This is a genomic window from Mycolicibacterium sp. lyk4-40-TYG-92, from assembly GCF_030209435.1.
Taxonomy (GTDB): Bacteria; Actinomycetota; Actinomycetes; order Mycobacteriales; family Mycobacteriaceae; genus Mycobacterium.
The window spans coordinates 180,626-204,298 of record NZ_JARVRX010000004.1 but is presented as its reverse complement, the minus strand read 5'-3'; the positions used below and the strand labels follow the sequence as shown (position 1 = coordinate 204,298).

The 23,673-nt window shown below is 66.3% G+C and carries 25 protein-coding genes and 1 pseudogene; 13 read left to right on the top strand and 13 right to left on the bottom strand.

The window, feature by feature from the left end; all coding sequences use genetic code 11:
• Positions 1 to 4 precede the first annotated feature (4 nt).
• Both QRN63_RS10540 and QRN63_RS10535 read right to left on the bottom strand, forming a co-directional pair.
• Entirely contained in the window at positions 5 to 952 is a 948-nt protein-coding gene (locus QRN63_RS10540; protein ID WP_285030719.1) for a PE-PPE domain-containing protein, read from the bottom strand.
• A 232-nt stretch (positions 953 to 1,184) separates the two neighbouring features.
• Positions 1,185 to 1,658: a GtrA family protein gene (locus QRN63_RS10535; protein ID WP_267317562.1), complete on the bottom strand. Its 474-nt coding sequence runs from the start codon at positions 1,656 to 1,658 to the stop codon at positions 1,185 to 1,187.
• Positions 1,659 to 1,751: 93 nt separating this feature from the next.
• Between QRN63_RS10535 and QRN63_RS10530 the strand changes: the two genes are divergently transcribed.
• From QRN63_RS10530 to QRN63_RS10515, 4 genes are all read left to right on the top strand, one after another.
• Entirely contained in the window at positions 1,752 to 2,357 is a 606-nt protein-coding gene (locus QRN63_RS10530; protein ID WP_285030718.1) for a cadmium resistance transporter, read from the top strand.
• A 19-nt stretch (positions 2,358 to 2,376) separates the two neighbouring features.
• Entirely contained in the window at positions 2,377 to 3,786 is a 1,410-nt protein-coding gene (locus QRN63_RS10525; protein ID WP_285030717.1) for a WS/DGAT/MGAT family O-acyltransferase, read from the top strand.
• Between the two features lie 175 nt (positions 3,787 to 3,961).
• Positions 3,962 to 4,204, top strand: a complete 243-nt coding sequence (locus QRN63_RS10520; RefSeq protein ID WP_267317559.1) for a hypothetical protein — start codon at positions 3,962 to 3,964, stop codon at positions 4,202 to 4,204.
• A gap of 7 nt (positions 4,205 to 4,211) precedes the next feature.
• On the top strand, positions 4,212 to 4,640 hold the full coding sequence (locus QRN63_RS10515) for a Rieske (2Fe-2S) protein (protein ID WP_285030716.1): 429 nt from the start codon (positions 4,212 to 4,214) through the stop codon (positions 4,638 to 4,640).
• A gap of 3 nt (positions 4,641 to 4,643) precedes the next feature.
• Here the strand turns inward: QRN63_RS10515 and QRN63_RS10510 are convergent, their stop codons facing one another.
• Positions 4,644 to 4,898: a hypothetical protein gene (locus QRN63_RS10510; RefSeq protein WP_285030715.1), complete on the bottom strand. Its 255-nt coding sequence runs from the start codon at positions 4,896 to 4,898 to the stop codon at positions 4,644 to 4,646.
• A gap of 161 nt (positions 4,899 to 5,059) precedes the next feature.
• Here QRN63_RS10510 and QRN63_RS10505 point away from each other — a divergent pair, with 161 nt between their 5' ends.
• Both QRN63_RS10505 and QRN63_RS10500 read left to right on the top strand, forming a co-directional pair.
• Positions 5,060 to 5,794, top strand: coding sequence for a cutinase family protein (locus QRN63_RS10505; protein WP_285030714.1), 735 nt, complete (start codon positions 5,060 to 5,062; stop codon positions 5,792 to 5,794).
• The gene (locus QRN63_RS10500; RefSeq protein WP_285030713.1) at positions 5,791 to 6,456 is read left to right on the top strand and encodes an alpha/beta fold hydrolase; all 666 of its coding nucleotides are present in this window, start codon (positions 5,791 to 5,793) and stop codon (positions 6,454 to 6,456) included. Before QRN63_RS10505 ends, QRN63_RS10500 begins: the two co-directional genes overlap by 4 nt.
• Positions 6,457 to 6,470: 14 nt before the next feature.
• Here QRN63_RS10500 and QRN63_RS10495 read toward each other — a convergent pair whose 3' ends face one another.
• Both QRN63_RS10495 and QRN63_RS10490 read right to left on the bottom strand, forming a co-directional pair.
• Positions 6,471 to 7,697, bottom strand: coding sequence for an RNA polymerase sigma factor (locus tag QRN63_RS10495; protein ID WP_285030712.1), 1,227 nt, complete (start codon positions 7,695 to 7,697; stop codon positions 6,471 to 6,473).
• 8 nt (positions 7,698 to 7,705) lie between these two features.
• A complete protein-coding gene (locus QRN63_RS10490) occupies positions 7,706 to 8,041 on the bottom strand; it encodes a YciI family protein (protein WP_267317553.1) in 336 nt (111 codons plus the stop codon).
• A 150-nt stretch (positions 8,042 to 8,191) separates the two neighbouring features.
• On the opposite strand from QRN63_RS10490, the gene QRN63_RS10485 reads away from it, so the two are divergent.
• On the top strand, positions 8,192 to 8,674 hold the full coding sequence (locus QRN63_RS10485) for a DinB family protein (RefSeq protein WP_285030761.1): 483 nt from the start codon (positions 8,192 to 8,194) through the stop codon (positions 8,672 to 8,674).
• A 9-nt stretch (positions 8,675 to 8,683) separates the two neighbouring features.
• Here QRN63_RS10485 and QRN63_RS10480 read toward each other — a convergent pair whose 3' ends face one another.
• Together QRN63_RS10480 and QRN63_RS10475 are read right to left on the bottom strand one after the other, a co-directional pair.
• On the bottom strand, positions 8,684 to 10,861 hold the full coding sequence (locus QRN63_RS10480) for a glutamine synthetase III family protein (RefSeq protein WP_285030711.1): 2,178 nt from the start codon (positions 10,859 to 10,861) through the stop codon (positions 8,684 to 8,686).
• Between the two features lie 95 nt (positions 10,862 to 10,956).
• The gene (locus tag QRN63_RS10475; protein WP_267317551.1) at positions 10,957 to 11,736 is read right to left on the bottom strand and encodes an alpha/beta fold hydrolase; all 780 of its coding nucleotides are present in this window, start codon (positions 11,734 to 11,736) and stop codon (positions 10,957 to 10,959) included.
• Between the two features lie 89 nt (positions 11,737 to 11,825).
• On the opposite strand from QRN63_RS10475, the gene QRN63_RS10470 reads away from it, so the two are divergent.
• Positions 11,826 to 13,592: a GNAT family N-acetyltransferase gene (locus QRN63_RS10470; protein ID WP_285030710.1), complete on the top strand. Its 1,767-nt coding sequence runs from the start codon at positions 11,826 to 11,828 to the stop codon at positions 13,590 to 13,592.
• Here the strand turns inward: QRN63_RS10470 and QRN63_RS10465 are convergent.
• The 4 genes from QRN63_RS10465 to QRN63_RS10450 form a co-directional block, all read right to left on the bottom strand.
• The gene (locus QRN63_RS10465) at positions 13,576 to 14,769 is read right to left on the bottom strand and encodes an MFS transporter (protein ID WP_285030709.1); all 1,194 of its coding nucleotides are present in this window, start codon (positions 14,767 to 14,769) and stop codon (positions 13,576 to 13,578) included. The two genes, QRN63_RS10470 and QRN63_RS10465, sit on opposite strands and share 17 nt — an antisense overlap.
• A 60-nt stretch (positions 14,770 to 14,829) precedes the next feature.
• Entirely contained in the window at positions 14,830 to 15,285 is a 456-nt protein-coding gene (locus tag QRN63_RS10460; RefSeq protein WP_285030708.1) for a DUF1942 domain-containing protein, read from the bottom strand.
• 252 nt (positions 15,286 to 15,537) lie between these two features.
• Positions 15,538 to 15,831, bottom strand: coding sequence for a hypothetical protein (locus tag QRN63_RS10455; RefSeq protein ID WP_267317547.1), 294 nt, complete (start codon positions 15,829 to 15,831; stop codon positions 15,538 to 15,540).
• A 126-nt stretch (positions 15,832 to 15,957) separates the two neighbouring features.
• Positions 15,958 to 16,446 (bottom strand): Hsp20/alpha crystallin family protein, encoded by a 489-nt coding sequence (locus tag QRN63_RS10450; protein ID WP_267318014.1) that lies wholly within the window; start codon positions 16,444 to 16,446, stop codon positions 15,958 to 15,960.
• A 227-nt stretch (positions 16,447 to 16,673) separates the two neighbouring features.
• On the opposite strand from QRN63_RS10450, the gene QRN63_RS10445 reads away from it, so the two are divergent.
• Together QRN63_RS10445 and QRN63_RS10440 are read left to right on the top strand one after the other, a co-directional pair.
• Positions 16,674 to 17,102, top strand: a complete 429-nt coding sequence (locus tag QRN63_RS10445; RefSeq protein WP_285030707.1) for a cellulose-binding domain-containing protein — start codon at positions 16,674 to 16,676, stop codon at positions 17,100 to 17,102.
• Between the two features lie 15 nt (positions 17,103 to 17,117).
• The gene (locus QRN63_RS10440) at positions 17,118 to 18,089 is read left to right on the top strand and encodes a squalene cyclase (RefSeq protein ID WP_285030706.1); all 972 of its coding nucleotides are present in this window, start codon (positions 17,118 to 17,120) and stop codon (positions 18,087 to 18,089) included.
• Positions 18,090 to 18,126: 37 nt separating this feature from the next.
• Here QRN63_RS10440 and QRN63_RS10435 read toward each other — a convergent pair whose 3' ends face one another.
• Positions 18,127 to 19,137 carry an AraC family transcriptional regulator gene (locus QRN63_RS10435; protein ID WP_267317544.1) on the bottom strand — a complete coding sequence of 337 codons (1,011 nt, stop codon included), beginning with the start codon at positions 19,135 to 19,137 and terminating at the stop codon, positions 18,127 to 18,129.
• Positions 19,138 to 19,362: 225 nt separating this feature from the next.
• On the opposite strand from QRN63_RS10435, the pseudogene QRN63_RS10430 reads away from it, so the two are divergent.
• From QRN63_RS10430 to QRN63_RS10420, 3 genes and pseudogenes are all read left to right on the top strand, one after another.
• A pseudogene (locus QRN63_RS10430) lies at positions 19,363 to 20,766 on the top strand (cytochrome P450); the annotation flags it as partial.
• A 40-nt stretch (positions 20,767 to 20,806) separates the two neighbouring features.
• Positions 20,807 to 21,292, top strand: coding sequence for a DinB family protein (locus tag QRN63_RS10425; RefSeq protein ID WP_285030704.1), 486 nt, complete (start codon positions 20,807 to 20,809; stop codon positions 21,290 to 21,292).
• A 64-nt stretch (positions 21,293 to 21,356) separates the two neighbouring features.
• On the top strand, positions 21,357 to 22,256 hold the full coding sequence (locus QRN63_RS10420; protein WP_285030760.1) for a phenylalanine 4-monooxygenase: 900 nt from the start codon (positions 21,357 to 21,359) through the stop codon (positions 22,254 to 22,256).
• Here QRN63_RS10420 and fahA read toward each other — a convergent pair.
• Positions 22,243 to 23,574 carry a fumarylacetoacetase gene (fahA, locus tag QRN63_RS10415; RefSeq protein WP_285030703.1) on the bottom strand — a complete coding sequence of 444 codons (1,332 nt, stop codon included), beginning with the start codon at positions 23,572 to 23,574 and terminating at the stop codon, positions 22,243 to 22,245. The two genes, QRN63_RS10420 and fahA, sit on opposite strands and share 14 nt — an antisense overlap.
• Positions 23,575 to 23,673: the final 99 nt, after the last annotated feature.

Genomic DNA, 23,673 nt, shown 5'->3' with positions numbered 1-23,673 from the left:
TCCTCTAGTCCCCGCCGCGGCGAGGTTTCCGAAAACCGAATCCCCGCTGAGGCTTCGGCGCTTTCTCTTTGGCTTCTTTGGCTTCTTTGGCGCTGCCGGCAGCAGCCGGTTTCGCAGCCGCCGCGTTTGGGCGGCGGACGTACGCGCGGTCGATCTGCGGCCGGAGCACAGCGTCGATGAGGGACGTGTTCAGCCCGGCAGCACGCAACGGTTGCGTGAGTGGCAGTCGCGCCGTGGGCACGACGTAATGCGTGGTGGTACCGCCGGCGGCGTTGGTGCGGACGGTCTTGAGTGTGCCCGGTGTCGCCGGGTTGGCCGCTGACCCGTAATCGGTGTGCACGAAGCCGATTCCCATGACGGCGTTGAGGACGGACAGACGTGTCGGCTTGTCCGGCCAATCCGAGAAGCCGTCGTATTCGCGAACGATCTCGGTGGTGGGGTAGGCGCTTGCCCTTGGCACGTTCGGCGCGAACAGTTGCAATGCCGGATTCTTGGTGGTGATGCCGCCCGTGGTGTTCTGGGGGTCGCCGAACGTCACGAATTGCAGATCGTCCGCGCGACGCCGGCCGAACGAATCCCGCAGCGACCGTGAGAGTTTCACGTAGTTCAGGACGATGGCGCCCTGGCTCAGGCCGGCGAGGGTGACGCCGGTGCCGTCGGGAACCGTGGAGAGGGAGGCGTTCACCTTGGTGGTACCGATGACGGCGTCCGCCGCGAACAGCAGGCCGGCGGGATACCCGATGCCGTGGATCGTGCCGCTGGAATCCAGGTAGCCGTCGGCCAGCCCGAGGGCCTCTCCGGCGGTCGGCGACACGCCGCACAGGCAGGTGCCCTGCAGATAGAAGGTGACGCCGGGATTCTCCTGCGCTGCTGCCGCCGACGGCTGCACACTGCCCGTCACGCAGAGTGCGACGACGAAACCTATTGCGCTGCAACGGTTGATACTGGACACCGGGCGGGTTCCAATCTGTGTACAGGGTGGATGTGCAGGGCAGCACCACTGGAGCGGCGATGCCGCGGTGGTGACTTGCTCGGGGTTTCGCTGATCAGTCAGCGGTGGTGCGTGTGATTAGGCCCTGCCGTCCCCGACTACCCCCGTTTGGTACCTCAGTACAACTTTGACCAGGGAAAATTAACACCGTTGCAGCATTCCCGCATGCGGTGAGACGCAGGTCACCGCATGCTCAGCGCCGGAACACCACCCAGCGCATCGCGGCGTACATGTAGACCGCCTCACAGCCGCCCGCGACCATCCGGGCGACGTGGTACTCGACGCCGAGCGCCGACAATCCGGTCGATACCCCCAGGATGAACGCCAGGTAGTTGACCGCGACCACCACGACGTACACCGCGAGTTGCGGACCGACCGCGCTGTGCGAGCTGAAGTTGAAGATGCGGTTGAGTAGATAGCTGAGCCCGAACGCGCACACGTATGACACCGTGACCGCCACTGCCAGTGGCGATCCCAGCCCATCCCGCAATCCGGTGAGCAACAACAGGTCGATCGCGAACGTGCAGCCGTTGATCAGCGCGAAGCCCAGGAATGTCGGAGCGACAACCGATTTGAGTCCGAAGGGCAGCCGGCTGACGGCCAGTTCGCAGCCGCGGTGGAAGCGGTCGACGGCGCGCTGCAGGCCACTCGCCGCGTCGACGGTCACGCGGGCACTGTGCCATGGGCCGGCATCGCCCAGGTAGCCGCGAGACAAACTCTGCGCTTCGGGCACCGGCAGCGTCCCGTAGTGTCCACACCGATGAGCGCCACCACCATCACGTCGGCGGTTGCGACCTTTGCCGCCACCAACATCGACGATCTCGTGGTGCTCGCGGTGTTCTTCGGCCAGGCGCGTGGCCACCGCAGCGCGGCGACGCGGGTGATCCTCGGGCAGTACCTGGGTTTCGCCGCCATCGTGGCGGTGTCGATATGTGCCGCCGTTGCCGGTGCGGCGCTGCTGCCGACCGCCGTCCTGCCGTATCTCGGGCTGCTGCCAATCATGTTGGGGCTCTGGGCCGCTTGGGCGGCCTGGCAGAACCGTGGCACCGATCCGTCGGAAGCCGAGGACGGGCGGGCGACGTCCGCGCCGGGCATCTGGCAGGTCGCCGGCGTGACGTTCGCGAACGGCGGCGACAACGTCGGTGTGTACGTACCGATGTTCGCGGTCGCCACCGCCGGCACGGTCGCGCTGTACGTCACGGTGTTTCTCGTCGGGGTCGGGGTCTGGTGCGTCGCCGGCCGCTACTTCGTGTCCCACCCGGTCGTCGCCAAGACGTTCTCGCGGTGGGGACACCTCATCCTGCCGGTGGTCCTGATCGCGGTCGGGACCACGATCCTCCTCGAAGGCGGCGTGTTCGCGCGGTGACCGCAGTAAGTTCACCCGGGTGACCAGCAAACGACTGTCGCCGCTCGATTCGATGTTCCTGGCGGCCGAATCTCCCGAGACCATGATGCATGTCGAGGGGCTCATGCAGTTCCGTCCGACCTCGGGCGACGCGGGCGACATCTTGGATCAACTGCGCGACGAGATCTACGGGTCGAATGAGATCGAGCCACCGTGGAACATGAAGCTGCAGACGCCGTGGTTCCTGCTGAATCCGTTGCAGCGGTGGGTCGAGGACCCGAAGTTCGACGTCATGTACCACGTGCGGCGCTCCGCGTTGCCCCGTCCCGGCGACCAGCGTGAGTTGGGTATCCTGATCTCCCGCTTGCATGCCCGGCAACTGGACCTGACGCGGCCGCCCTGGGAACTGCACATCATCGAGGGCCTCGACGACGGCAACGTCGCGTTGTACGTGAAGTTGCACCATTCGCTCGTCGACGGCTACACGGCGATGAAGACGCTCATCCGGTCGATGTCGACCGACCCGTCCGATACCGACACCCCGTTGTTCTTCCGGAATCCGGTGCCCAAGCGGGAGCGCCGGAAGGACGAGAAGGACAGCGGCCTGATACCCGATATCGGTGGGCTGCTGCGGTCCGTCACCTCGGAGTTGTCGACCGTCATCGATCTGCCCGCCGCGTTCGTCAAGCTGGCGGTGACCGCGGTCAGCAGCAGCAATCCGCTTGTCGGACCGGGCCAGGCGCCGCACACCATCTTCAACGGGCGCATCGGCCGGAGCCGTCGGTTCGCCACGCAGCAGTACGACATCGCGCGCCTGCGGGCCGTCGCCGACGCGGCCGGCGCAACCCTCAACGACGTTGCACTCGCCATCTGTGGCGGCGGACTGCGTGACTATCTCCTCGGACTCGACGCACTGCCCGAGAAGTCGCTGATTGCCATGCTGCCGGTCAACATTCGGCCGAAAGACGATCCCGGCGGCGGCAACGCGGTGGGCGCCATTCTCGCGACCCTCGGCACCGACCTGGCAGATGCCCGAGAGCGCATCGAGGCCATCAGCGCATCGACGAAAGCGGCCAAGGAGCAGTTGTCGGGCATGACCAGTGCGGCGATCCTCGCCTATACCGCGGCCCTGATGGCACCGTTCCTCGTACAGACCGGAGCGGCGACCCTGGGCGCCCCGAAAGTGGCCCCGGCGTCCTACAACGTCATCTTGTCGAATGTCCCCGGTCCTGACTATCCGCTGTACTTCCGGGGTAATGAACTCGTCTCCACCTATCCGGTGTCCATCCCCGTGCACGGTGTCGGCCTGAACATCACATGTCAAAGCTATTCGGGTACTTTGAATTTCGGCTTCACCGGCTGCCGCGACTCGATGCCGCACATGCAGAAGCTGGCCATCAAGACCGGCGAGGCGTTGGTAGCGCTGGAGCACGCCTACGGTCTGCTGTGAAAACAGTGTGTAAAAGCAATTGACCCAAGTGCCGAAACGAACCGTCACAGCGGGCCCAAGGGTGCTACCTTCACCGGACCAGCTAGCGCCGGAGAGTGGGTAGGAGATGAGCGCAATGACCACGCGATTCGCTCGCATGTCAATGGGGGCAGCAACGTTTGGCGTTGCATCTGCGGTGGCTGCCTTGATCAGCATGCCGATGGCGCACGCCGACGACCTCCAATGCTCGGACGGCCTGGTCGCCGCCGAAGGCACCTGCGTGCCCCCGGCCGATGCCCCCGCAGCCCCCGAAGCGGCACAGGGTCCGTTCAATGCGCCGGAATCGTCGCTCGACGATCCCAGCTTGTTCACACCGCCCTATCAGCTCACCGAAGATGAAGTGGCTTCGCCCGGATACAACGGCGGCGGGCGGCGGTAAGCCACTCGTGACCCAGACGGGGCACCCGAGCCGCCGCGGCGTACTCCTCGGCGCGAGTGCTGCCGGCGCCGGGATGGTCCTTGCCGCCTGTGGCGGCAAGGACTCGCCGTCGTCGGGTGGCCAGTCCACCGGCAGTGACACCAAGGCCGCATCCCCGTCGGTGAAGACGGCCGATGTGCCAGTGGGCGGGGGCGTGGTTCTCCCCGAGGCGAAGGTCGTCGTCACTCAGCCGAAGGCCGGTGAATTCAAGGCCTTCACCGCGGTCTGTACCCACAGACGGTGCACGGTATCGAAGGTTGCCGACGGCACCATCGACTGTCCTTGCCACGGAAGCAAATTCAGTGCCGTCGACGGCTCCGTCGTGACGGGGCCGGCTGACGAGCCACTGGCGCCGAAGACGGTGACGGTGGCCGGGGACACGCTGACCGTCGCCTGACCGCTACACCGAGCCGTCACAGCTGCGGATCCCTGCGGCGGCCGGCAGGCCCGGGGGATCCGGCTGCGGGTTGAAGCCGTGGATCACCCCCGGATTGGTGACCTGCGGATGGCCGACAGTCACCGGCTTGCCCGGAGGTTCCGGCTGCGGGTTGAATGCCTGGGCCGTGCCCGATGCCAGTCCGAAACCGAGCAGCGTCAGGCCGCCCGACAGCAGAGCCGTGCCCGCGGCCTTCTTGATGGTGGTGCTGGTGAACATTTTGTCTCCCTCTCGCTGGTTCGGCCTGCGTCGACCGTTGACAGCAATGGTGAGACGCGGCCCTTGGCGGATTCTTGGCAGATTCCTGCGGCCGGTGGCTATCGCCTCCATCCGCTGTGTGTCAGCATGGAAAACGCCGGTCTCAGTTAGCTGGAGCTGATATGGACGTCATCAAGCTGTGCCAAGCCAGACGGGTACCCCACCTCGCCGGGGTCGCCACGGTCGTCGCTTCCGTTTTCGTCAGTGCCCCCGCACCGCCGGCATCGGCCGATCCGTGCCCTGATGTCGAGGTCGTGTTCGCCCGCGGCACCGGCGAACCGCCGGGTGTCGGGATGGCCGGCCGCGCGTTGGTCGACGCGCTTCAGGCACAGGCGGGAAACAAGTCGATCGCGGTGTATCCGGTGAACTATGCGGCCAGCAGCGATTTCGGGAACCGGCTGGACTTCGTCCAGAGTGTCGTCGACGGGGTCAAGGACGCCGCCACGCACGTCGAAGCCACTGCGGCGAACTGCCCGAACACCAGGATCGTCCTCGGCGGATACTCCCAGGGCGCAGTGGTGTCGGGATTCGCGACCGCGAACGCGCTCCCGAAGGAGATCCCGGCGGATCTGGCGGAGTACACGTCGTACGCGCCCAAGCCGATGCCGCCGTCGATCGCGAACCACGTTGCGGCACTTGTCCTGTTCGGAAAGCCGTCGAGTCAGTTCATGACGGACATCGGCGCACCACCGATCGCGATCGGGCCGGCGTATGTGGCCAAGACCATCGAGTTGTGCGTGCCCGACGACACCATCTGCAACGGGGCGCCCGCCGGTGGGCCGTCGTTCGCCCACATCACGTACGGATCGAATGGCATGGCCGACCAGGCCGCGACCTTTGTCGTAGGACGGCTGTGACCACGTTCCTTCTGGTTCCGGGTGGTGGTTGTGATCCGTCATACTGGCGATTTGTAGTGCGCGAGTTGGCTGTTCGCGGTCATCGCGGAATCGCGGTCGACCTGCCGTGCGCCGATGATTCGGCCGACTTGAACACGTATGCCGACGTCGTGGCGGCGCAGCCGCACGATGACGGTGAACCGCCTGTGGTCGTGGCCCATTCGTTCGGCGGCTTCACCGGCGCGCTGGCCTGTCCGCGGGTCGATGCGGCGGAACTGATCTACGTCTCGGCGATGGTTCCCCGGCCGGGTGAATGCCCGGGGGATTGGTGGGGTGCCACCGGATGTGTTGCTGCGCAACGGGAAGCGGCCGCCGCGGGCGGGTACGACGTCAGCGACGCCGTTGCGCTGTACTACAACGGTGTCGATCCCGCGGTGGTCGGGGAGGAGATCGAACGCGCGCAATCCGAGACCCCGTCGCTGAAACCGTGGCCGGCGGAAGCACTTCCGCAGGTTCCGACGCGGTTCATCCTGTTCCGTGACGACCGCTTCTTCCCCGAGCGGTTCATGCGGGGCGTGGTCGCTGACCGTCTCGGGATCGAGCCCGAGGGCATGCCCGGCGGCCATATGGCGATGCTGTCGCATCCGGTCGAGCTTGTCGACCTGCTGACCGTTTCGCGCTGACGGCCGGGATCCGCTCAACCGCGCACGGCGTCACGGGCGCGGCGCAGGTATGCCTCTTCGACGGGGTTCGCGGTCAGGGCGGCGGCGCGGCCGTAGGCGTCGGCCGCCTCGGCGGCTCGGCCGAGGCGCGACAGCAGTGCGGCACGGACCGCGTGATAGACGTGGTAGCCGGCCAGGTCGAGCGCTTCGAGCAGGTCCAGCGCCGTCTGCGGGTCCTGCACCTCGGCGACCGCCACAGCGCGGTTGAGGGCAACAACGGGCGTCGGGGCGATGGCCATCAGCTGGTCGTACAGCGCGAGAATCTGGCGCCAGTCGGTGGCGGCAGCGGTCGGCGCGGCACTGTGCACGGCGTTGATGGCGGCCTGGATCTGGTAGGGCCCGGGCTGGTTCCGGCACAGGCAGCGGCGGACCAACGCCTGCCCCTCGGCGATGAGACCGCGGTCCCACCGGTTGCGGTCCTGGTCGGCGAGCAGAACCAGATTTCCGTCTGCGTCTGTGCGCGCCGCGCGGCGGGCATCGGTCAGCAGCATCAGCGCGAGCAGTCCCCACACCTCGGGCTCGTCCGGCATCAGCGCGGCCAGCAGCCGGCCGAGCCGGACCGCCTCGCCCGTGAGATCGGGTCGCACGAGATCAGCACCGGAACTGGCAGTGTGTCCCTCGTTGAAGATCAGGTACACCACGGCGAGGACCCCGTGCACGCGCTCGGGTAGGTCGCTGTCATGCGGCACCCGGTAGGGGATGCTGGCGTCGCGGATCTTGCGCTTGGCGCGCACGAGCCGCTGCGCGACAGTGGTTTCCGAGATCAGGAAGGCTCGGGCGATCTCCTTGGTGGACAGACCACCGAGCAGGCGGAGCGTGAGCGCGACCCGGGCTTCGAGAGCCAGAGCCGGGTGACAGCACGTGAAGATCAGGCGTAGCCGGTCGTCGTGCACGGGGCCTTCTTCGAACTGCTCGTCATCGGCCGCCGGATAGAGCCTCGCCGCCTGCGCGTGCCGTTCACCGCGAATGGATTCCCGGCGAAAGCGGTCGACGATCGTGTGTGCGGCGGTGGTGATGATCCATCCGGCGGGGCTCGGTGGCGGGCCGGCCTGCGGCCAGCGGTCCACCGCTTTGGTGAAGGCGTCCTGGACCGCCTCCTCGGCGAGGTCGATGTCCCCGAATCGGCGGACCAGGACAGCCACCGCGCGCCCGTACTCCCGCCGGAACACACCGGCGATCTCTGCGGGCGGCAGCTGCGGCACGGTCGCGTTCAGCCCCTCAGGTCGCCCCGGAACGGGCGAACCTCGATGGGCAGGAGCCGCACGGCTTCCGCCTGCCTGCGCGCCCAGCCCAGCGCCGCGTCCAGATCGGGCACGTCGATGATGGTGAAGCCGCCCAGGTGCTCCTTGCCCTCGGCGTAGGGGCCGTCCGTCGTCAGGATCGCGCCGTCGCTGACCCGCACCACCGTCGATGCATCGGGGTTGTGCAAGCCGCCGGAGAACACCCACACGCCCGCGGCTTTCATGTCGTGCTCGACCGCGTCCAGCGCATCCATGATGGGTCCCAGCACCTCCGGGGGCGGCGGGTCGCCGACTGGCTGATGCATGGCAAGTAGGTAATGCATGACCGTCACTCCTCGATCTGGGGGCAGCCGGTTGCCACCCTTCACCTTGTACACGAACGGCTACCCCGGATTTCGACAGACACGGGATTACCCTCGACAAGCGTGACTTCCGTGCAGCGGCCCGTGCCGCCCATGACTGCCGACGAACGCACCACGCTCGAAGGCTGGCTGGACTTCTACCGCGCGACGTTGGCGTCGAAATGCGACGGCCTCGACGATGATCAGCTGCGCACCGCGTCCGTGCCGCCCTCCGAGCTGACGCTGCTGGGACTGCTGCGGCACGCCGCGGAGGTGGAGCGGAACTGGTTTCGCCGGGTGCTCGCCGGTGAGCAGGCACCACCGATTTTCGGGCCCACGGATCATCCCGAGGGCCACGACGGCGGATTCGAGCTGTCATCGGAGTCGTCGTACCCGGTCGCGTTCCGGATCTGGCAGGGCGAGATCGCCCATGCGCGTGCCAACTGCGCGGCACGTCGGCTCGATGAGGTCAGCCCGTTCATGGGCGGCGAGGTGAGTCTGCGCTGGATCTACACGCACATGATCGCGGAGTACGCCCGCCACTGCGGGCACGCCGACGTCATCCGCGAGCGGATCGATGGCGCGACCGGCGTCTGAGACGCCGGGTCAGAGGACGTAGAGCATCTCCTGATATGTCGGCAACGGCCAGAGGTCGTCGGCCACGACACTTTCCAGCGTGTCCGCGGCGGCCCGGATCGCCTCCATGGCGGGCAACAGCGCGACCTGCGCGTGCTTGGCTTCGTCGTAGGCGGACGTGGCCGAGTGATCTGCCAGCGCCGTCTTCAGCGTTGCCAACGCGTCGCTGAGGGTGCTGATCGGCTCTGAGATCGACTGCAGCAGCGTCAAACTCGGTGTCATACCCGCCGCCGTCAACGCCGCGACGTTCTGCGCGAGCTCGGTCTGGTAGCGAAGTGCGGCCGGCAGGATGATCGTGGAACCGATCTCGAGCGCCAGCTTGGCCTCGACGCCGATCGTCAGGGCATATTGCTCCAGGCGCACCTCGTAGCGGCTGTGCAACTCCCGCTCGTTGAAGACGCCGTACTTCTCGAAGACTGCCACCGCCTCGGGCGTGATCAGTTCCGGGATGGCATCCAGCGTCGTCTTGAGGTTCGGCAGCCCGCGGGCGGCCGCCTCGGCCTGCCAGTTCTCCGAGTAACCGTCGCCGTTGAACACCACGGCACCGTGCTCGGTGACGATGTCCGTCAGCAGCTTCTGCACCGCGGCGTCGAATTCCTCACCGTCGGCGACCGCCTTCTCCAAAACGGTTGCGCAGTAGTCCAGCGAGTCGGCCATGATGGTGTTGAGGACGATCATCGGCACCGCCACCGTCTGACCCGAGCCCGGCGCCCGGAACTCGAATCGGTTGCCGGTGAACGCGAACGGGCTGGTGCGGTTGCGGTCACCGGGGTCGGTCGGCAGCACCGGCAGCGTGTCGACGCCGATGATCATGCTGCCCTTGCCCTTCGACGATGTCGCAGCGCCCTTGGCGATCTGCTCGAAGACGTCGGCAAGCTGATCACCCAGGAAGATCGAGATGATCGCGGGCGGTGCCTCATTGGCACCCAAGCGGTGGTCGTTTGTCGCCGAGGCGACCGAAACCCGCAGGAGCCCAGCGTATTTGTGCACGGCGCGGATGACGGCCGCACAGAACACCAGGAACTGGGCGTTCTCGTGAGGCGTGTCGCCCGGCACGAGCAACGACCCCAACTCGGCGTTGCCGACCGAGAAGTTGACGTGCTTGCCCGAGCCGTTCACCCCGGCGAACGGCTTCTCATGGAACAGGCATTCCATGCCGTGCTTCTTGGCGATGGTCTTGAACACCGTCATCAGCAACTGCTGGTGATCGGATGCGATGTTGGCGCGCTCGAACATCGGGGCCACCTCGAACTGCCCGGGGGCGACCTCGTTGTGGCGCGTCTTGGCGGGGATGCCGAGTTTGAACAGCTCCCGCTCGGTGTCCATCATGAAGCCCAGCACCCGGTCGGGGACGGCGCCGAAATAGTGGTCGTCAAACTCCTGGCCCTTGGGCGGTTTGGCTCCGAACAGCGTCCGGCCGGCGTTGATCAGATCGGGCCGCGCGAGGAAGAAGTGCCGGTCGACCAGGAAGTACTCCTGCTCGGGACCGCAGAACGAGACGATCTTGTCCAGGTCCTTGTGACCGAACAACGTCAAGATGCGCTCTGCGTGGATGCCCATGGCCTGCTGGCTGCGCAGCAGCGGTGTCTTGTAGTCCAGCGCCTCGCCGGTCATCGACACGAAAACCGTTGGGATGCAGAGTGTGTTGCCGTTCGGGTTCTCCAGGATGTACGCCGGGCTGGTCACGTCCCAGCCGGTGTACCCGCGGGCCTCGAACGTGGACCGCAGACCGCCGGACGGAAAGCTCGATGCGTCGGGCTCACCCTGCACCAGGGTCTTGCCGGCGAACTCGGCCAGTGCCTGTCCGTCAGAGACCGGTTCCAGGAAGCTGTCGTGCTTTTCGGCAGTCAGGCCGGTCATCGGATAGAACACGTGCGCGTAGTGCGTCGCGCCCTTCTCCAGCGCCCAGTCCTTCATCGCGGCCGCGACGGCATCGGCGACCGTCGGATCGAGCTTGGCGCCCTTCTCGATGGTGGCGACCACCGATTTGTAGATCGCCTTGGGCAGGCGTGCCTGCATCTCGGCCTTGGTGAACACGTTCGTGCCGAAGATCTCGCCGGGCGCTTCAGCAGGGTCGAAGGTGTACGCCGGGGGCGTATAGGCCTGGACGCCTGCGATCGCGCGCAAGCGGGTGGCGTTTCCGCTCAATGGAATTCCTCTCCCCACGTGAATGACCGCTTCACCCTAGGGACGCCTCATGGCAGGAGTGTTACGTCGATGTCAAGGGCGGCGTTCAATACGCGTCAGGCGCGGCGACCGACATCCTGGCTCAGAATCTTGGGCCAGGTCTCGACGTCCTCCGGGGTGTGAGCGAACGTCAGGGTCGACCGCGGCATCAGCGCGGCAAGGGCCTCCGCGGTCGAGGCGGGATGGGCCGGATCGTCGATCCAGGCCAGAATGGTGGTCGGCACGTCGATCCGCGCGATGGCTTCAGGCGCCGGCAGGTCACTCAACGCGGCACCGCGAAACAGTGACGGCAACAGGGCGTCGGCGACATCGGGCACCGTTTCGGGCGCACCCACGGTGGCCGGCGGCCGGGTCGCGCCGCGCGTGGCGGCAATGAATGCCCCGACGCCCTCGGTCTCGATGAGCGTGGCCGCGGCCTCGTAGTTCGCGGCCTGTGCGCGCCGGGTCTCCCACGCGGTGGCCGGCACCATCAACGTCAGACCCGTGAACCGTTCTGGTTCGCGGGCCGCCGCGTGCAGCAACGTTCCGGTGCCCATCGACGGGCCGACCCCGTGCACCGGTTCACCGGGAAACCACTGGTCGAGCAGCTTCAGCAGGTCATCGGCGAGCTGTTCCCAGCGGTAGTCCTCGGGGACTTTCCGACCTGTCGACTTGCCGTGGCCACGCGCGTCATAGCGCAGCAGGCGTGTGCCGCTCAGCCCCCTGCCGAGGTCGAGATTGAGCACCCGATCGCGTGCGCGGCTGGAAGTGAGTCCGTGCAGCTGGACAACGGGGTGGCCACCTTCGTCGCTCAGTTCAACCGCAAGATCGGCTCCGGGAACTGCGAAAGTAGGCATCAGGCAACTCTTTCCGTAACCGATCGCCTCGCCGTGGAGTCGACCCGCCGACCGAGCATTCAGGCTATCTGGGGCGCTAGGGTACCGCCATGCGGCTCACGAACGTCTCGCACCTGCGACTGCCGTTCGGGCGTCTGTGGGGCTATGACGTCACGGTGTCCGCACCGGGCCGCGGCCTTCCGGTGTCCTTTGACCAGCGGATTCACGTGGCGGCAGGGGCCCGCCCGGGTTCGTGGATGGCGTTGTCCATTCGCCTGCCGGCGCGGGTGAGCCGCGAATCCCTGGCCGACGCATGGTTGGCGGTGGTGGCGCGCCACGGCACATTGCGGACCGCATTCTCGGCGGCGCCGGACGGCGATCCGCAACTGTATGAGATCGATGTCAGTCCCGGCGGTTGGGTCGAGCACGAGATAGCTGCCGGCCAGGCGGTCAACGACGCCCTACGGGGCGTTCTGGATGCGGCCTGCTCGCCGTATCAGCAGCCCTCACATCGGTTGTGTCTGTTGGAAACCGCGGCGGCACTGACCGTCGTGATAGCCGCCGACCACAGCCACGTCGACATGTGGTCGATGCTGGTGATCGCCCGGGATCTGCTGGCGCTGCTCGGCGATGCGGGCGTCGGACGTGCGGCTGCGCTGTCGCCGGCACCTGCATTTGTCGAACACACCCAGGCACTGCTCGATCGTCCCGCGGCGCCCGACCACGTCCGGGAGACCTGGGCACGCATCATCGCCGACAGCGGAGGCGTGATGCCGCGATTTCCGCTGCCGCTGGGCGAACCCGAGCTGGGACCGGAACGTGTCGAGGTCCGGGATGTGTTCGACGTCGATGCCGGCGCGGCGTTCGCCGTGCAGGCCCGCAACGACGGAGTGTCGACCCTCGCGCTGGCCGTGGCTGCGATGACGGCGGTGACCCGAGAGCTGGCGGACGCGCCGCTCCGCGCCGTTTTCCCGGTACACAGTCGCTTCGACACCACCTGGCACGACTCGGTGGGTTGGTTCATCACCAATTCGGTACTGGAGTCGACCGTCGCCGAACCACGCGCCGCGGCCAACGCTGTCAAAGAAGCAGTGCAGCTCGGATCGTGGCCGTTGGCGGATGTGCTGTCCCCATGGGGCGGCATGCCGATGTCGCCCGGCATGTTCGCCATCTCGTGGCTGGACCTGCGGCGGCTTCCCGTCCGCATCGATGACGTCGGCCTGGACGCTCAGTACGTGAGTGCCGCTATCCAGACCGACGGTGTCATGCTCTGGTTCATCCTCGACGAGTCCGGCCTGCATCTGCGGTGTCGCTATCCGGACACCCCGGAGGCGCGAACGAATGTCGGGGCCTGGCTCGACCTCTTGGTGACGCGACTGCAGGCGCAAGCACGGACGTCGGTTCGGGGACTGCTGCGCGTGGGGGACCGCTGTTTCCGGGTGGAACGGGCGGCGCGTGACGACGTCGCGTCGATCGTCGCCCTGCTGTCCGACGACGAATTCGGTCAGGACCGCGAAACCGCTGACCTCGAAGACTACGAGGCGGCCTACGACGTCCTCGTCCGTGACCATGCCAATTACCTTGGGGTTGTTCGCAACGGTTCCGACGTGATCGTCGCGACCGTCCAGTTGACGTTGATTCCCGGGCTGTCCCGTGGGGGTTCGACCCGACTGCAGATAGAAGGATTGCGGGTCACCGCTGCCGAGCGTCGAAAGGGGCTGGGTACGGCGCTGGTGGAGTGGTCGCACGAGTACGGCCGGGCGCACGGTGCGCGGCTGGCACAGGTGGCCACGGACGAGGCACGCGAACCGGCCCGGGCGTTCTACGACCGACTCGGGTACCACGCCGCGCACGTCGGCCTCAAACGCAGCATCTGAATTGGCGCGGCCGACCGCCGGTGAGCAGCCCCGCCACGAGAAGTGCTGCGCCACTGGCGCCGACGGTCAGCGGCCAACCGAATGAGACCACGGCCGCCGCACCGAATGCTGTGCCGAGGCTGCCTCCAACGAAGTAGACGAGCATGTACGCGCTGTTGAAGCGGGCCGGTGCGGACGGATCGATCGCCAAAACGGTGGTCTGATTCGCCACCTGCGCCGCGAACAGGCCGGCATCGAACGCGGCGAGAGCGGCCATGGTCGCCCAGGGACTGCTCAGCCCGAAGGCAAGGACCGGGCAGGCGGCGCCCGCCACCGCCAGACCCACCAGGATCACCGGCCGGAAACCCAATCGGTCCGTGTAGACACCGGCAACGCGCGTCGCGAAGATTCCCGCGATACCTGCCACGGCGTAGAGCCCGATCTGTTTGGCAGACAACAAGTATGGTTCTTGCGACAACGCGACGGCGATTCCGGACCAGACCGCGCAGAACGCGAAGAACCACAGGGATCCGCGCAGGGCGCCGCGGCGTAGCACCCCGCACCGCAGGAGGAGCCCGGGCACCGACGCCAATTCGGCGAGGTAGTTCCGCTCGATCATTCCGGCCGCGGTCGGCAGGAACAACAGGCATGTACCGGCTACCCCCACGGTGGCCGCCGCGACGGCGAGAAGCATTGCGTGCCAGCCGATCACGTCTGCCAACCAGCCTCCGGCGATCCGGCCCGCCAAGATTCCCGCCGAGATGCCGGCGGTGACGATACCCAGAATGGTCGCACGCCGACGCTCGGGCGCGAGCCGTCCGACAACGGAACTCAGACCCGCACCCACAGAGGAACAGGCACCGGTCAGCAGGAGCCCCACCCCGAGCAGCCACACGGTGCCGGAGACGGCCGTCAACGTGAGTGCGCCGCCGAGCCCCAGGAACTGCGATGCGATCACCCGGCGTGGCGAAAACCTGTCCACCAGGGGGACCAGGAGGGCGAGCCCCAAGAGGTAGCCGACCGGCCCGCAGGCCAGCGCGGCCCCGACCGGCGTCGGACCAGACCCGAGCGACCGCGCGATGTCGGCGATTGCCGGTTGCAGCGGGTAGATCGTCGCAGTCCCCAAGGCGGCGGCCAGCGACATGAAAAGGACTGTGGTGCCGGTGATTACCCGGACTTGTTGTGCAGTTGTGGTCACGCGTCGACGTTATTGGCGACGCCACGCGCAGCGCTGGCGGAAATCCGCCATCGCAGTCGGCTAGCTCTTCCAGACCACCTTGTCAGTGCCGCCGGCATCCCGGTATACGACGCTGTCGGGCGCGGTGCCATTACAGACGTCGAAGTAGACTCGACCCGTCACGTAGCTGCCCGCGGCGATCGGCTGGTTGGGTAGACCGTCCACCTCGTTGCCCTTCATGTCCGCATATGTCGAGCTGTTGACGGCCCGCGCGTTGAAATCGGAAATGTTCGGCGTCGGCGCACCGCTCACGGCGCGCGCTGTGACGTCCGAGTACCAGATGCCGTCGTTGTGGCCGCTCGGCTGCAGGTTGACGACGGTGTACTCGATCGCCCCACCGGGGCTCGGAATCTCCGCGCGCTGGCCGAACATGACCGCTGTCGGGTCCGCGATTGCCGGGGTCGCCGCCAGGATTCCGGCGAAGGCGATGCCGGCAGCGGCCGCCATTGTTTTCGATGCGATGTGCGAGAACGCCACGTCAAGCTCCTTCCGTCACGCTCCTGTTTCAGGGGGCAACTGTCTTTGGTTCTCCTGAAGGGGTATCCAGAGACAGCGATGGCGAAACTGACTGGCGTGAAGACCGGGCCTGCCGCCGGGGAGGAATTGCCTGGATTGGGCACCGGCGCCTCTGCAGAAGAGGGCGCCCAGGGTATGGCCCTGGCGGCGTATGGCCCAGCCTTCGTGGTGGAGGTACCAACCGGCTCACGTGACTGTTTCAGCGGCTGCAGCTTACGGAGGGCTGCGCTGCACGGGCGTCATGCGACGCACCGGCGTGCGCCGTGGTCGCCGACGGGTGTACTCCAAAGACCGACCAGCGCACCGGGGCCCGTGCAGGGCGCACCCGATCGCCGGTGGCGTCGGCTGCTGACGGCAAGGAGCTTCGGCGGCGCAGAAGATGGCGTCGACTTCGGCGATCAGCGCTATCACCATCGTGGGGTCGTCCACACCCAGAGATTGGGCCAGCTCTTCTGGCGCGATGGTGTCAGGCGCCGCCGGCGCCGCAATCGTGCTGTACTGCATCACTTTTCACCTCCTTGCACTGTCGGCATGGCACCGACCATTCAAGAATGTGTCGCAGCGAATTCCGTCGGCCGGGTGCCGATGCCGAGCTGGACAGCGGCCCAGCCCGGCATCGGCAATTCGACGCGGTCAGGCGTGCACCGGCTCCTTCTTGTTCGAGGTGTCGGTGACGGGGCTGCCGTCTTCGGTGATCACTCGGTTCTCGTCGATGGCCTTGGCGTTGCCGGCTCTGCTGACGGTGATCTTGCGGGGTTTGGCCTTCTCGGCCACCGGGATCACGAGCTGAAGCACGCCGTCGCGGTATTCCGCGGTGATGCGCCCGGTGTCAAGGTTGTTTCCCAGCACCAGCTGTCGAGAGAAGACGCCGCGCGGCCGCTCGGCGGCCAGCATCTCGCGCGACGAATCCACGGGCGCCCGCTCGGCGCGCACAGTCACCACATTGTTCTCGATGTCGAGGTCGAGCGAGTCGGCATTGATGCCGGGCAGGTCGAACTCGACGTGGAACTCGTCGCCGTCGCGCCAGGCGTCCATGGGCATCGCGGCCGGCCGGGCTGCGGTGCCAAGAACCTCTTGGGTGAAGCGATCCAGGTCTCGGAACGGGTCAGTACGCAGCAGCATCGTGGCCACCTCCATCTGTCCTTTCTGTTGTGCCATCTATGCGCTTCCAGCTCGATTATCTGTTTCGGCTGGCATAGATTTGTTTTAGCACTCGACGCTAGCGAGTGCAAGCAAGTAGCAACAGAATTTTTCGCGCGATCTCGTGATGGTTGCAATCGCGCAAAGGTACGGCAGCACCCCCGCGGCGTGCGGAAAGATGCGTGTCGGTGCGTCGTAGTCTGAGCGCGATGACTGGACCGGACTCTCGTGTGAAGCGCTGCCGCGCAGCGCTTCACGTCGTCGTGTCCGCATTGACGGTCATCATTCTCGGACTCGCCGGGACTGCGCCGGCGCACGCAGCCGCAGCCGGAGTGCGGTTGGTGGTGCAACACACCTGGCAGGACGGCTTCATCGCGCGGTTCGTTGTCACCAACTACAGCACCGTGCCGATGGCGGATTGGAGGATCGAGTTCGACATGCCGATGGGGCAGTCGATCTCGCATGCGTGGAGCAGCACCTTCACCCAGTACGGCACGCACTATGTGATCAGCCCGGTGAGCTGGAACCGCGTGATTCCGCCAGGTGGTAGCGCGAACGGCGGTATCCGCGGCGTACTGAGTGGTACCTACACGCCACCGTCGAACTGCGTGCTCAACGCCCAGGTCTACTGCTCCTAGTGTGATGGCGGTCTGATGACGAGCGGGGCCCTGACGGACTGGCTGCTGGACTCGGACCCGGCGCTGCGCTGGCAGGTCGAGCGCGATCTTCTCGGGGCGCCGGCGGCGGCGTGGGAGGCAACCCGGTCACGGATCGCGACCGAGGGCTTCGGCGCACGTCTGCTCACACTGCAGGACGCGGACGGCCAGTGGGCCGGGGGTGCGTTCTTCCCGGCGGATTACGACTTCGAGGACCCAGACCCCGAGGTAGGCCAGCCCTGGACAGCCACGACGTGGACGCTGAATGCACTGCGCGAGTGGGGACTTGACGCATCGGTGTTACGGGATCGCCGCACCGCCGAGTTGCTCGACGAGCACTGCCGCTGGGAATACGACGACCTGCCCTACTGGTCCGGCGAGGTCGATTGCTGCATCAACGCCTGGACCGTGGCCAACGGCGTGTGGCTGGGCGCGAACGTCAGCGGCCTCGCGGGCTGGTTTCTCGAGCATCAACTGCCGGACGGCGGGTGGAACTGCGACTGGGTCGAGGGTTCGCGCCGCTCGTCGTTCCATTCGACGCTGAACTCGCTGAAGGGGCTGCTCGCGTTCGAGACCGCCACCGGGGGCGATGCCGACATCCGCGCAGCGCGCCGGCGCGGGGAGGAGTACCTCCTCGAACGCCGGTTGCTCAATCGATTGACGACGAATCAACCAGTAGGGCAATGGATCAACGATTTCAGCTATCCGATGCGGTGGTCCTACAGCGCACTCAACGTAGGTGAGTACTTCCGCTGCGCCGTGCTGCACGATGGCACTGCTCCGGATCCCCGAATGAGCGGCGCGGTCGACATCGTTCGGGCTGCCAGGCAGCCCGACGGCACCTGGCTGCAGACGGGCCGCCAGCCAGGGCGGGTGTGGTTTGAAGTCGATGTACCTGCCGGGCAACCGTCGAAATGGCTCACCCTCTACGGGACGCGACTGCTCAACTGGTGGGACTGCGCGACATAGACGCGGTGAATACCCCGCGGGGCAACAACTTTCGCTCTCAGTTGCGCGACGCGCGGAAGGCCCGCGGACTCATCCCGTGCCAGCGGCGGAACGCCTGCGAAAAGCTCGACAACTCGACGTAGCCGAGTCGACTCGCCGTCTCGGCGACCGTCAGGCGGCCGCCGATCAGCATTTCCTCCGAAAGCCGCTGACGGATCTCGTCGAGTAGCTCGCGGTACGACGTGCCCTCGGCGCCGAGCCGGTGACGCAACGTCCGCGGGCTCATCAGCAGCGCATGGGCGATCTCGTGAGCACTGGGCGGCTGTGCCGGGGACGCCAGCAGCAGGTCGCGAACCTGGCCCGACAGCCCGGTCCGGCTGCGCCGCTCTTCGAGGAGACTGCGGCACTGCTCCTGTGTCGCGGCAGAGTTGTAGGAGTTGGCCTGAGGCAGGGGGGCGTCGAGTACGCCGACGGGAAGGATCAGCAAGTTCTCGGAGGCGCCGAACTCTGGCTCGGTGTCGAAGGCGGCGAGGTAGCGGTCGAGGCTGGCCGGACGGGGATGGGTGAACTGAACCTTGAAGGGCGGCAGGTCCTCCGATAGTTCCCGCTTGACGACGGAGATGGCCGTGGCCAACCGGTCAATGTCGAACCGGCGGACGCGGTCCGGCGTTCCCGGGGCCTGCAGGACGAACTGGAACTGCTCGCCGATCACCCGGGTACTGAAAGTGGAAGAGGCAAACGTGAGATCGAGATAACGCCCGCCGACCTCGATCGCGCTGCGCAACGTCGGGCTGCTGATCAACGCGAACCCGAAAATGCCGTAGGTGGCGAGCCGGTAGCGCAGGCCTACTTCGACGCCGAGGTCATCGGGATAGCCAAGGGCCTCAAGTAGATTCGTGACAACTGTCAGCTCCTGGCGTGCGGTGACCTCGGTGCCTGGTTGCTGTAAACCACGAACGGTCAGCCGCGAGCCGGCCAGGCATGTTTCCGGGCTGACACCGCGTTCGCCGGCCAGGCCGAGCAGCACGCCGACGCTTGCCGGTGTGCGGGGGATGTCCCAATCAACCACATTGCCAAATCTAGTAAGTAGCGGCGCCAAGATCATTTCGCTTCGCCGAATTCACTGCGGGAGTTGGCTCAGAGCCGCCCTCGGCATTGCCACTTCGAGTAAGTATTCAGCCGCTTAGGGTCTCCCAGCTGCACGTTTCGGTTCGTAGCGTCATTGCCAACGAACAGTCGATCCGCGGGCCTGTACGCACGGTCCGAATTCCAGATCTGACAAGACGGAGGAATCATGAACATTCTCGATCAGGCAATCACCAAGGCGCAGGAAGCGATCCTCGATCCGGTGCGCAGTCGCGCGCAGTCGACGATCCCGATGCCCTTGCAGATCAAGGGCATGCACCTCTACCAGAAGACGAAGAAGTCGGTGGTCGGCGACAAGACGCCGGTCTTCGTCGAGAACCCGATTCCCCCTGTCGAGGATGTGGCGCTGGCGGACATCGACGTCAGCAACCCGTTCATGTTCCGCCAGGGCCGCTGGCAGTCCTACTTCAAGCGCCTCCGTGACGAGGCGCCGGTGCACTACCAGCCGAACAGCCCGTTCGGGCCCTTCTGGTCGATCACGCGCTACGACGACATCGTCACCGTCGACAAGGACACCGAACGGTTCTCCGCGGAGCCCCAGATCATCATCGGCGATCCGCCCGAAGGTCTGGACGTCGAGATGTTCATCGCCATGGACCCGCCGCGTCACGACGAGCAGCGCGGAGCGGTACAGGGCGTGGTAGCACCCCAGAACCTTCAGGAAATGGAAGCGCTCATCCGGACCCGGGTGCAAGAGGTCCTCGACGGGCTGCCGGACGGTACGCCGTTCGACTGGGTCGATACGGTCTCGATCGAACTGACTTCGCGCATGCTGGCGACCCTGCTCGACTTCCCGTACGACCAGCGCCGCAAATTGGTGTACTGGACCGACACCATCGCCGGCAGCGCCTCGGCCACCGGCGGCGAGTCCGACATGGATGAGATGTTCGCGGCGGCGGCCGATATGGCGCGCGGTTTCAGCGCCCTTTGGCACGACAAGAAGGCACGGTTGGCGGCCGGTGAGAAGCCCGGCTTCGACCTCATCACGCTCATGCAGTCGTCCGAGGACACCAAGGACCTGATCGACCGCCCGATGGAATTCCTCGGCAACCTGATTCTGCTCATCGTGGGCGGCAACGACACCACCCGCAATTCGATGACCGGCGGCGTGCTGGCCCTGAACCAGAACCCCGAGGAGTTCGCGCGGCTGAAGGCCGATCCGGGCCTCATCACCAAGGCGGTCCACGAGATCATCCGATGGCAGACCCCGCTCGCATACATGCGTCGCGTCGCCAAGCAGGACACCATTCTCAACGGGCAGTTCATCCGCAAGGGCGACAAGCTCGTCATGTGGTACGCCTCGGCCAACCGCGATGAGCGCAAGTTCGAGAACCCGGACGACTTCATCATCGGCCGCCACAACGCCCGCCATCACCTGGCATTCGGCATCGGCATCCACCGCTGCATGGGCAGCCGGCTGGCCGAGCTGCAGCTCAAGATCCTCTGGGAGGAACTACTGGCCCGATTCGAAGACATCGAGGTCGTGGGGGAGCCCGAGTACACCCAATCCAACTTCGTGAAGGGGTACTCCAAGATGATGGTCAAGGTAACCAGGAAGCAGCCTGCCGCCACGGTGTGATGAGAGGACAGAGATGGGCTCGTTCGATGTACTGCTGGACGACGAACGGGCCCAGCTCGACGCCTTCCTGGAGGACTATCGCCGTGCCATCGAGCTCACCCTCGATGGCCTCACCGAGGAGGAGTCCCGCCGACGGCTCGTCCCGTCGGCGACGACGCTGCTCGGGTTGCTCAAGCACGTCACCTGGATGCAGCGCGTCTGGTTCGAAGCATGCGTCGGCGGCACTTCTCGTCAGTCCCTCGGCCTCGTGCAGAGCGTCAACGAGTCCTTCCAGCTCACTGACGACGACACCATCGCCTCGATCCTGGCGGCTCACCGTGATGTCTGTGCGACAGCGCGGGCGGTGGTTGCTGACCTTCCGCTGGACACCGTCGCCACGGGGCACCAGGCCGGGCCGCGAACCTTGCGCTGGGTCATGTTGCAAGTCCTGCGCGAGCTGGCACACCACTGCGGGCACGCCGACATCCTGCGCGAACAGGTACTTGCCAGTCGCGGGTGATCAACGCGCATATCCTGGTTCGTAGACGCCGCGCGTGCGACGCCCGGACCTCCGGGAGGCAGCGATGTTCGAGGAAGCGCAGTTGTATGCGCCGGTGACGCGCTCGGGAGATGACGTCACCGTCCATCTGGCTGCCGACCATCCTGGCGCCGTCGACCCGGAATACCGCGCCCGCCGCAACGCAATTGCCGCGCTCGCCATGGATTGGCGGCCCGGGACGCCGCCGCCCGTCGCGACCTACACCGACGACGAGCAGGAGGTCTGGCGCATCGCGTGCGCCGAGCTGCACCGGCTGCACCAGCGCCGGGCCTGCACCGAGTACCTGCAGGGCCGGGAGCGTCTCGGACTACCCGAGGACCGGATCCCGCAACTCATCGAGGTCAATGAGAAACTCGGGCCGCTCACCGGCTTTCAGTACGTGCCCGCGGCCGGCCTGGTGCCGCTGCGTGAGTTCTACGGACTCCTCGCCGACGGGATCTTCCATTCCACGCAGTACATCCGGCACCACTCCGTGCCGTTGTACACCCCCGAGCCTGATCTGATCCACGAGGTGGTCGGGCACGGCAATTGCCTTGCGCACGAGCGGTTCGCGGCGCTGTACCGGCTGGCCGGACAGGCAGCGCAGCGGGTGCAAACCACTGAGGCACTTGAATTCGTCTCAAAGGTCTTCTGGTTCTCCCTCGAATTCGGGGTGGTGCGTCAGCACGGCGAAGTCCGCACCTACGGCGCCGGCCTGCTGTCGTCGTACGGGGAGATCCAGCAGATCGACGTGGCAGATCTGCGGCCACTGCACATCGCGCGGATGGGCGTGCAGACCTACGACATCACGCACTATCAACCGATCCTGTTCTGCGCCAGAGGATTCAGCGAGATCGAAGATGTCGTCGGCGGCTTCTTCGCCGACGTCGATGACGACATGGTGCAGCGCCTGGTGCACGACGCCGCTCAGGTCACGGGTAGTTGATCGCCGGTTCGACGACGCCGACGCACTCACCGAATCCGATGGTTGCCGCGCCGGGTCGCTGAGCCCTTGCCTTGAGCGTGATTTCGTCACCGTCTTCGAGGAACATGCGCATTTCCCCGTTGGGCAGCGTGATCGGGACGGTCCCGCCACGGCTGAGCTCCAGCAGGCTTCCTTCCGACCCCGCGTCGGGTCCGGAGAGCGTGCCACTGCCGAGCAGGTCGCCGGGCCGCAAGTTGCAGCCGTTGCTCGTGTGGTGTGTGACCAGTTGTGCGACGGTCCAGTACATGTGACGGCTCGACGAGTGGGAGATCAGGGCTGGTGCGTCGCCGTCTGCGCGCATCCGCGCGGTGCTCAGTTGGACCTCCAGCTCGATGTCGAGGCCGCCGCCGGCGCGGTGCCGCGGGCTGTCGAGGTAGGGCAGGGGAGCGGGGTCGTCGTCGGGGCGATCGAACGGAATCCGGAACGGCGCCAGTGCTTCTGGAGTGATCACCCACGGCGAGACGGTGGTGCCGAAACTCTTGGCGAGGAACGGGCCAAGCGGCTGGTACTCCCAGGCTTGCACGTCGCGTGCTGACCAGTCGTTGAGCAGGCAGTAGCCGGCGACGTGGGATTCGGTGTCATCGATGCCCACCGGCGTGCCGAGGCGGTTCCCCGGGCCGATCCACACGCCGAGCTCCAGCTCGAAATCCAGGCGGTGAGTAGGTGCCAGCACCGGCGCCGGCGCGTCCGGAGCCATCAGTTGCCCGTACGGCCGGGTGACGGACGCGCCGCTGACCCGCACGCTCGAGGAGCGCCCGTGATAGCCGATCGGGACCCATTTGTAGTTGGGGAGAAGGGGATTGTCGGGCCGGAACAGGGCACCGATGTTGCGGGCGTGGTGGATCCCGACGTAGAAGTCGGTGTAGTCCCCGATGTGGGCGGGCAGCAGGACGTCGACGTCATGCAGTGAGGTGAGCAGCGCTGCCACTGCCCGCTGATGCGGCGCACCGTCGACAAGCAGGGCGTGTAGCGCCTTACGGAGAGCTGTGCGGGGACCAGATCCCAAGGCGAACAAGGTGTTCAACGTTCCGTCCGCCGCGGCCTCGGCCGCCGCCTGCGCCTCGCCGGTGAGCAGCCCGGACGTGGCGAGTCCACCCAGGTGCAGGACCATGTCGCCAATTCGGACAACACCGTACGGTTCGCCGTCGGGACCGGCCACTACACCGAACGCGAGATTCTGGAGCGGAAAGTCACTGTCGGGGCCCGCGGAGGCGACCCAACTCCGTTGGCCGGGATCATGCGTGAAATCCAGTGCTGGCGTAGGTATGGAGCCGGTCATGGCAGGCAGGCTACATCCGCTTCTGTGCTTGGGCAGCCGCTTGGCTGGGCAACCCTGCCAGTTCTCGCTGCGCGCCTGCTTACCTAAGTATTGTCAATT

Coding starts and splice junctions, on each gene's coding strand:
- QRN63_RS10530 (WP_285030718.1), top strand. CDS start 1,752: ATGAGCGCCACCACCATCACGTCGGCGGTTGCGACCTTTGCCGCCACC.
- QRN63_RS10510 (WP_285030715.1), bottom strand. CDS start 4,898: ATGTTCACCAGCACCACCATCAAGAAGGCCGCGGGCACGGCTCTGCTG.
- QRN63_RS10505 (WP_285030714.1), top strand. CDS start 5,060: ATGGACGTCATCAAGCTGTGCCAAGCCAGACGGGTACCCCACCTCGCC.
- QRN63_RS10490 (WP_267317553.1), bottom strand. CDS start 8,041: ATGCATCAGCCAGTCGGCGACCCGCCGCCCCCGGAGGTGCTGGGACCC.
- QRN63_RS10485 (WP_285030761.1), top strand. CDS start 8,192: ATGACTGCCGACGAACGCACCACGCTCGAAGGCTGGCTGGACTTCTAC.
- QRN63_RS10475 (WP_267317551.1), bottom strand. CDS start 11,736: ATGCCTACTTTCGCAGTTCCCGGAGCCGATCTTGCGGTTGAACTGAGC.
- QRN63_RS10470 (WP_285030710.1), top strand. CDS start 11,826: ATGCGGCTCACGAACGTCTCGCACCTGCGACTGCCGTTCGGGCGTCTG.
- QRN63_RS10450 (WP_267318014.1), bottom strand. CDS start 16,446: ATGCTGCTGCGTACTGACCCGTTCCGAGACCTGGATCGCTTCACCCAA.
- QRN63_RS10445 (WP_285030707.1), top strand. CDS start 16,674: ATGACTGGACCGGACTCTCGTGTGAAGCGCTGCCGCGCAGCGCTTCAC.
- QRN63_RS10440 (WP_285030706.1), top strand. CDS start 17,118: ATGACGAGCGGGGCCCTGACGGACTGGCTGCTGGACTCGGACCCGGCG.
- QRN63_RS10425 (WP_285030704.1), top strand. CDS start 20,807: ATGGGCTCGTTCGATGTACTGCTGGACGACGAACGGGCCCAGCTCGAC.
- QRN63_RS10420 (WP_285030760.1), top strand. CDS start 21,357: ATGTTCGAGGAAGCGCAGTTGTATGCGCCGGTGACGCGCTCGGGAGAT.
- fahA (WP_285030703.1), bottom strand. CDS start 23,574: ATGACCGGCTCCATACCTACGCCAGCACTGGATTTCACGCATGATCCC.